The sequence below is a fragment of the Halochromatium glycolicum genome (assembly GCF_016584085.1).
GTDB classification, from domain to species: domain Bacteria; phylum Pseudomonadota; class Gammaproteobacteria; order Chromatiales; family Chromatiaceae; genus Lamprobacter; species Lamprobacter glycolicus.
Genome location: NZ_NRSJ01000081.1, coordinates 1 through 7569, shown reverse-complemented (window position 1 = coordinate 7569; position 7569 = coordinate 1). Strand labels below are relative to the sequence as shown.

Genomic DNA, 7569 nt, shown 5'->3' with positions numbered 1-7569 from the left:
CGTAGGTGGTCACGGCGCCGTCCGGGGCGATGACCTCGATGGGGTTGCCGTACTCGTTGAAGAAGGTGCGGGTGGTGAACCCGCGGGCATCGGTGACCAGGGTCTCGCGGCGGAAGTCGTTGTACTGAAAGGTGAAGGTCTCTCCAGCCGAGTTGGTGTGGCGGAACACGCGGCCGTCGGCGTAGTACTCGAAGGCGAGCCCGTTGCCCTTGGGCAGGGTGATGGACCGGATGGCGTGGTCGATCACCGGCGAGTCGGCGGCGGTGTAATAGTCGTAGGTCACCGGCGGCTGCTCGCCGGCCACGGCAAGGGGGTTGCGATACGCGGTCAGGTTCCCCGCCCCGTCGTAGGCATAGCGGTGCTCGCGGCCGGTCCAGTCCGTGAGGCTCGCGATGCGCCCGCCGTCGTAGCCGAAGGTGATGGCGCGGCCGGTGTCGTCCGTGACGGTGCGCAGCTCGCTGCCCACATAGCCCAGGGTCAGGCTGTTGGCGTTGCGGCTGGTGATGCGCGCGAGCCTGGCCGTCTCCCCCACCTGTCCGGGGACGCTCTCGAAGGCATAGGCGAGGCCGCTCTTCTCCTCGAGCCGGTAAGTGCCGTCCGGCTCCCGGGTCAGGGTGAACTGGAAGCCGTCCGGGGTGGTGATGGGCGCCCCGATGGGCACCCCGGTGGCATCGCCGGTGACGCTCAGATGCTTCTCGCCCCCGGCGCCGTCCACCCACACCACCGACGAGGTGATGCCGTCCGTGTCCAGCGCGTCCTCGACGCCGTCCGGCTTCTCGTCCCGGAACAGCAGGCGGTGGTTGAAGCTGTGGGTCCAGCCGTAGCCGAGCGGCCCGTCGGCGGGATTACGGCTGTTGTAGGCGCGCTCGAAGACGATGGGCAGGTCGCGGTAGGGGATGACCAGGTCGCGCTCGCTGTGGAAGAAGTTGCCGGTGATGAGGTTGACCGGATCGCCGGCATAGGTGTTGTGGGGGCTCGAGGTGCCGCTGCCGCCGCCCACGGCGCCCTGCCCGAGATGGACGATGGCCTGGTCGTCGCCGGCGGTCCCGCCGCCGCTCGCCGTGGTGGTGGAGCCACCCACGTAGCCCGTGCCCGTGGAGCGGTTATAGGTGACCACCGGGGTGGGGTCCGGGACCGAGTAGCCGCCGGCGAAGCCGCCGGAGATGGGGAACGACGCCGAGGCCACCGTCTGGTCGCCCGGTGTACCGGGCTCCGCATCGAGAACGAATTTCGTGGCGACTAACACATACCCTTCCCATCCCTGGAAGTTGATCCGCTCCTCCGGCACCTTAATCTCGTCAAAGTCCTGATCGAGATATTGCGCTTCCAGAACGTTTGTTACGAAGCTCGGGTCGTATGCAAGGGGGTTGCCCTGGTCGTTGGCCGTGGTGTTGACCTTGGGCAGCTCGGTGCCCCGGTTCCCTGGGTTGATGGTCAGGATCTCGGAGCCCACCTCGCTCGCATGTTGGATGCCGGTGATGGTCGAGACGGCGTCGAGCCGGGCGGTCTCCTGCCAGATGAAGGTCTCGAGGGCCGAGGCCACATACCCTGCGAGCACGAAGGCCTCGAAATCCAGCTCCCCTGTGACCAATTCCCGGGCTCGCGACTGCCCGCCCGGCACGTCGATGAGGAAGCCCTGCCTGTTGATGCCGAAGGGCAGGTCAAGGAATTTCTCCACATGACTCTGGGTCGAGGTGAGCCCGAGATGCAGGCCGCTGTCGCCGGTGGTGCCACGCAGCCGGCCGACCCGCACCGCGGCGTCGCTGATGTCACCCATGTACTTGAGCGCCGCGTAGTGCAAGAAGCGCCCGAGCGTGCCGTCGAGGTCGTCGGCCAGGGCGGCGGCGGCATTCACGTTCTCAACCACTGAGTCAGCGAGGTCGCCCAAGACGTTTTCCGCGGCCTGGAAGGCGTAAGCCTGCAAGGCGTGGTAGTTGGTCGCTGCGATGCCGTCGAAGCACACGGCATTGATCATCCTGGTACCCGGCTGGTTTGTGCAGGCACTGGACAGTGAACTGCGGGCCTCTCCAAGAGAGATCGATAGTTCGAGCTGGTTGTCCTGGGTCTCGCTTGGCACCGAACCGGTACCCTGGGCCGCGATGTCTCCGTCGATCCGCACCACCGGCTCCAGGTCGAGCCCGGCCGGGAGCATACCGCCATTGCGCCGCCAGTCGTCCAGCACTGCCCGGTCACTATTGGTGGCGCCTTCGAAGCTCAGAGTAAGGGGAACGGTCAGGAGCGCGGCCAGGCGGCGGCTCAGGGAGGCGCCGAGATCTGTGCCGCTTCCGTTCTTGACGCCCACGTGCAGGAGATAGCGGTGGCTGTCCGGCAGGGAGGCGGTCTCCGGCGCACCGCTGTTCGACCAGTCGGTGAACTGGTCGATGTGGTAGGGCAGCGAGGCCGGCAGGATGTCGAGCATGAGGGGGAGCTTTTCCGAGCGATAGCCCACGTCGGGCAGGCTGTCGCTGCCACCGAGGGACTGGCGGACCTGGGCCTCGAAGACCTCGTGGGGCAGCTTCGTGTTGAAGCCGCTCAGGTACGCGTCGAAGTCGAAGGTCTCGGCCGTGGACAGCCCCACCTCGAAGCGCCGTGTCTCGAAGCTCGGATCCAGCGGGACCCAGCGATGCCCGGCGTTGTACCACCGGGCGCCACGGTAATGGGCATAGGGGACGCAGGCCTCGACCCAGACATGGGCGAAGCGAACGCCCACGGGGGTTCCGCCGCCGTCGATGATCTGGATCGCGGTAGGGTTCTGGCCCGCACTCAAGCGGCTTCTCGAGGCCGCATAGGATCGGGTTCTCAGCCAACGGTTGACCGTCGCTTCCGCCTCGGGAACCGTCTCGTCCTGGAACTGCACGTCACCCCGAACATAACGGGCCGGGATGTTCGAGGCCCGGAGCAAGGCAATCAGGAGCGAGGACTGATCGGTGGCGCTGCCGGCTCCGGTCTCCAGGGTTCCCTGGGCGCCCTTGAGCGCGCCGTAATACGGCTCGAACGCGATCTCGTTCGCGACGTACTCGAAGATCCGCGCCGGGGAGTAATCCAGGTATTCGGCCAGATCCTGGATCTCCTGCGTGATGGTGACGTCCTTGCCGTCGTCGGCCAAATCCGGACTCGTGTAGGCGCAGCTGGCGGCTTCACCGGGCGTCGGGGGCGCCGCGGCCAGGAGGAGCAGGTCGCCGTTGAAGGCGTACATCTGTCCCGCCCGCTCATAGGCATCCGCCGTGATGTAGGCCGGTAGCGTGCTGCTTGCGGGCAAGCTCAGGGCCGGACCAGGTGCTTCTTGGGAGAAGGTCGGCACCGGCCGGTCCGGATGGCGCGGGAACCGCAGATTCTTTACCGTCCCTTCAAGTTTGGAGAGCACGGCGGCGGCGCGGGCTGCCGGCCCGCCCGGCTCCAGCCCGTCGATGTCGGAGATCAGCCCGCCGATCTTCTCCTCCAGCGCCTGGGCGCGGGTGGCGATGGCTGTCGCCGCCGCAGCGTTTCCGAGGGCGGCCACCCGGCCGCGCTGGCGGTCGAGGCGCTCAAGTACCTGCTCCCGGTAGCGGGCGAGGCGCCGGCTTCAGGGTCTGGGCGAACATGCGCCTGGCCACGGGTGAATGGCCTGGGGACAGCGCCCGGGATAGCTCGTGCTCAATGGCCACAGCTTCCGGATCGCGCACCGGCGAGCGCCCGCCGGCGTACTCCTTGATGATGCGCTCGCTTACCGTGACGGGCAGCGGCCCCGCCGCCGTGCCGTCCCGCGGCAGCCCCAGGGGCAGCATGGCGATGAGGGCAAGGGTGAGGACGCGGTTGCGCCGCAGGGTGCCGATGGCCGCCAGAATGGCGCCGAGCAGCACAAGCATGGGTAACGGCAGGACGGGGATCTCTTCATCTTCCACTTCCGGCTTGGGTGCGGCCACGCGGATGGCCGCCACCCGTGTCTCTTGAGTCCCGTCGGCAAGCACAGCCGTGTACTCGAAGTTGAAGGTGCCGGTGGTGGTCGAGGCCCCGGAGAGCTGCCCGGTCTGCTCGTCCAGGGTGATGCCGCCGGGCAGGACGCCGGCGTTGATGAAAAAGGACTGGGCCGGTCCGGAGGCCGTAAGCGCCGTGTTGATGGCGCTTGCGTAACCGAGTTCCGCGAGCAGCTCGGCGCTGTGAGTGCCGACCGTCCCCTGGCCGATGGGGTCGAGCAGGGAGCGGCCGTCCGCCACATTCGGATCGGTTCCGGTGTACGCTTCGACGGCGTCGGGGATGCCGTCGGCATCGCCGTCGGCCAGTGCGACGTCCGGCAGAGCGCTCACCACCGCCGCGGTGGCAAACGGATCGTCGTTCCAGCTCCCGTTGGCGTCCTGGGAAGCAACGAGAAAGTCCCTTGCCGCGTCGATCTCAGCGCTTGCCGCCGAGGCGGCGGCGTTTCCTGCCCCCTGGGCAGCCTCAAGGGCCTGGAGGACCAGCGCCGTCTCGTAGGGCTCGCTGGCAGCTGCGATTGGATCGTCATTGAAACCATCATCGGGCAGCCGTTGCGCGAGCAACCAGTTCACGGCAAGGGTAATAGAACTGTCGAGATTAAACAGACTGGCCCAATGGCTGAGCGAGAGGACCGCGCGCGCAGTCGGGATGAGGCGACTCGGTCCGGGCTTCTTGGCTGCGCCGATCGTTGGGGAAATGTAGGCCCAGCCACCGTCGCCGTTCTGCGCGAAGTTCACCATCCATCCCAGGGTGTTGCCAGCATCTGCGTACCCGGTCCCGGACAGGATGTATGCGTCCATCGCGACCGCCGTGTCGGGCATGCTCGGCTGGTAGCGGGGGTAGCTTCCCCAGCTAAGAGAAAAGGCGTCTCTGGCGTCTTCGAGGCGCACAAGCAAGTCAGTGACATTTCGACCCGCATTACCCAATGTTCCTGCCTGCACCGCCAAGGCCTCTACGCTGCCGGCAGGGGTGTTGGCAAGCCAGGTGAGCGCCGCTCCGCGGGAATAACCAGTCTCAATGCCCACCGAGGCATAGGCCTGGAGCGTCAGCCCCGTGACCTGGATCTCTGTCCGACCGGGCCCATGCCAGAATCCGTCGCCGGACTGGTTGATGTATAGCCACGCAAGGGCCTTTTCGCGCATCGTATCGATCTCGGCGCCTGTGGCTGCAAGGCTTGAGGGGGAAGCAATAGTCAAGAGCGCCAGGATCAGTGCGGTGAGGCGGGTGGCGCAGCGCAGGACAGGATTCATTACTTTGCTCCCTGTAACGTGAGGCTATGGCTCGGGGTGTGCAGCGACGTTGGTAGGCGTACATCCTGGCTACGATCGGAGCGCCAAGCGGTTGGCGCGCTCGTCGGAACCACGAGCGAAGTGCTTCGCCAGCCATGCGGCCGGCCGACACAGGAGAGTGTCGGGCCTGACAGAGTCGGCTCTGTGCCAGGCGCCTTCCAGGAAACAGTGGCGCGGGAGCGCTCTTGATATGGAGTTGAACGGTGCGGCACCAGGAGACCTCCGTGTCTATCAAATTCTTCCGCTTTTTCGCATGTCGTTATTTTTTCTACGACTGATGACCCTTTCGCGAAGTCTCAGTGATCATTCGATGACGCTCTGGGTGATGGCGTTTGCGTGCGCACCGGGAATCGCCATCATCAGAACGGCTGTGGCAAGCAGGCGTTTCATCTCGGCGCTACCGGCGATGCCACATCCGTGCTTGTGCCATGCGCTGGGGTTTCCGGAGCGGGCCCGGTGATTGCGCCGGTCAGCGCCATCGCGGCAATGCCGGCCGCGGCGCCCAGGGCGATTCGACCGCCGCTGTTCATGACGTCCATGGCCGTGACGAACGGGTCGGACGCGAGTCGATCCGGGGCGAGGTTGGCGAGCAGGAGATCCTGCATCGAGCCGTACAGCACCAGAGGGACGTCGGTTGCCTCGACCACGGCGAGACCAGGGATGATCAGTGGCAGAGCGACCAGCCGAAGGGTCCAGTGACGCAGGGGCCAGGCGGCCCAGAGAGTGAGGATGGTCACGGGGTGCTGGAGGACGTGGCCCTGGAGCGTGAAGGAGGATACCGAGCCGAGGCTTGGTATCGGGCTTCCCGCGAACTCGAAGCCTGTGAAGGTGCGAAAGCTCGCCTTCACCATGGTCTCGCGGCCGTCCACGACGAGGCTGACGGTGACGCTGTCCCAGCCGTGCGGCAGCAGGTTCAGGATCCATTCGTATATGGGCAGGACGAGGGCGAGGTAGGCAAAGCCCCAGTACGGGGCCGTGAGCACCAGGACGGCAAGTGCGGTCAGACCCCGCAGGGCGGGTCCGGCAATGCTCAGGCGGGGTTGCTGCGCCACGCCCCGTCCCTGGACCACCACAGGAAGAACAGCGCGGCTGCGCCGACCACGACGACCGGCCCGATGAGCCCGTGGATGGACTCGAACCAGTCCGGCGCGTGGATGTAGCTCGCGAACAGCGCCGCGACCCGTAGCTGGTTGATGGACCAGATCAGGATCACGCCGGCGGCGATCCCCGCCGCCTTGACCGCCCAGGCGCGCCGCGCCACTAGTATGGCGGCGGCGAGCATCAGCATGGCCTCGATGCCGTCGCAGCCGTTCAGCACGGAGATACGCACGCCTTCGGCCACGAGCAGGTGGCCTTCGGCGGCGACCTTCGTTTCGAGCAGCAGATTGAGAAGGTGTGCGCTCGGCTGGACGGTGACGGTGTCGATGAGCAGCGGTTTCAGGCCGTTGTTCTTGGCCCAGAGGTAAGCGAGGTCGAGGACCAGGAATACTCCCAGGAAGGCGATGGCGGGTAGTAAGGGGGTGAGCTTGCTGCGCATGTCCTTATGGCCGGTCGTGCGGGGCTCCTGTCAGGGTACGGGGTGATGGTCACGCTCGTTGATGCCGTCACTTTGCGGACCATAGCAAGGTGACATGAAGCATGTATGACAGGCAGGACGGCTCGGACGCTGCCTGGTGGCGGCACAGTGAGTAAACTTACTCACTATGTTGAGTAATCCGATAATCGCCTATCAGCGCCCCCAGGCCGCCGAGCTGCGCCGCCGGCTGGCGGAGCCGCGTTGCTTCATCCAGGTGGTGGCCGGGCCGCGGCAGGTGGGCAAGACCACGCTGGTGCAGCAGCTCGCCGAAGATGTGGGCCCGGGCGTTCGCTATGCGAGCGCCGATGAGCCGACCCTGCGCGGGGCTGAGTGGATCGCGCAGCAGTGGGAGGCTGCGCGCCTCGAGGGGGGTGATGCGGGTGGCGCCGGCATGGTGCTGGATGAAGTCCAGAAGATCACCGGCTGGTCCGAGGCCGTCAAACGGCTGTGGGACGAAGACACGCGGCGCAAGCGGCCGCTCAAGGTGGTGCTGCTCGGCTCGGCGCCACTGCTGATCGCCCGCGGCATGACTGAGAGCCTCGCCGGCCGCTTCGAGCTGCTGCAATTGCCGCACTGGTCGTTCGCCGAGATGCGCGAGGCTTTCGGTTTCGACCTGGAGCAGTATCCAGACCTCCCGGAAACGCAGAAAACCGACGCAGCTTTTTGGACAGCTACCTCCTGAGCAGCCGATCTAAACCGGCGCCTCGCCGACCTCGATGCGCAACCACTTGCCACCGGGAATCTTAGCCCCCA

At 66.3% G+C, this 7569-nt stretch carries 5 protein-coding genes; 1 reads left to right on the top strand and 4 read right to left on the bottom strand.

The window, feature by feature from the left end; translation table 11 throughout:
* The 4 genes from CKO40_RS23095 to CKO40_RS23080 all read right to left on the bottom strand — a co-directional run.
* Positions 1-3499, bottom strand: a 3499-nt coding sequence (locus tag CKO40_RS23095) for a DUF6531 domain-containing protein (protein ID WP_200348811.1), incomplete at its 3' end; no start/stop codon positions are given.
* Between the two features lie 25 nt (positions 3500-3524).
* The gene (locus tag CKO40_RS23090) at positions 3525-5201 is read right to left on the bottom strand and encodes a putative Ig domain-containing protein (protein WP_200348810.1); all 1677 of its coding nucleotides are present in this window, start codon (positions 5199-5201) and stop codon (positions 3525-3527) included.
* Positions 5202-5626: 425 nt separating this feature from the next.
* On the bottom strand, positions 5627-6292 hold the full coding sequence (locus CKO40_RS23085) for a hypothetical protein (protein ID WP_200348809.1): 666 nt from the start codon (positions 6290-6292) through the stop codon (positions 5627-5629).
* Positions 6271-6777, bottom strand: coding sequence for an archaeosortase/exosortase family protein (locus CKO40_RS23080; RefSeq protein ID WP_200348808.1), 507 nt, complete (start codon positions 6775-6777; stop codon positions 6271-6273). The genes CKO40_RS23085 and CKO40_RS23080 overlap by 22 nt, the downstream gene beginning before the upstream one ends.
* A gap of 169 nt (positions 6778-6946) precedes the next feature.
* Between CKO40_RS23080 and CKO40_RS23075 the strand changes: the two genes are divergently transcribed.
* Positions 6947-7498, top strand: a complete 552-nt coding sequence (locus CKO40_RS23075) for an ATP-binding protein (protein WP_200348807.1) — start codon at positions 6947-6949, stop codon at positions 7496-7498.
* Positions 7499-7569: the final 71 nt, after the last annotated feature.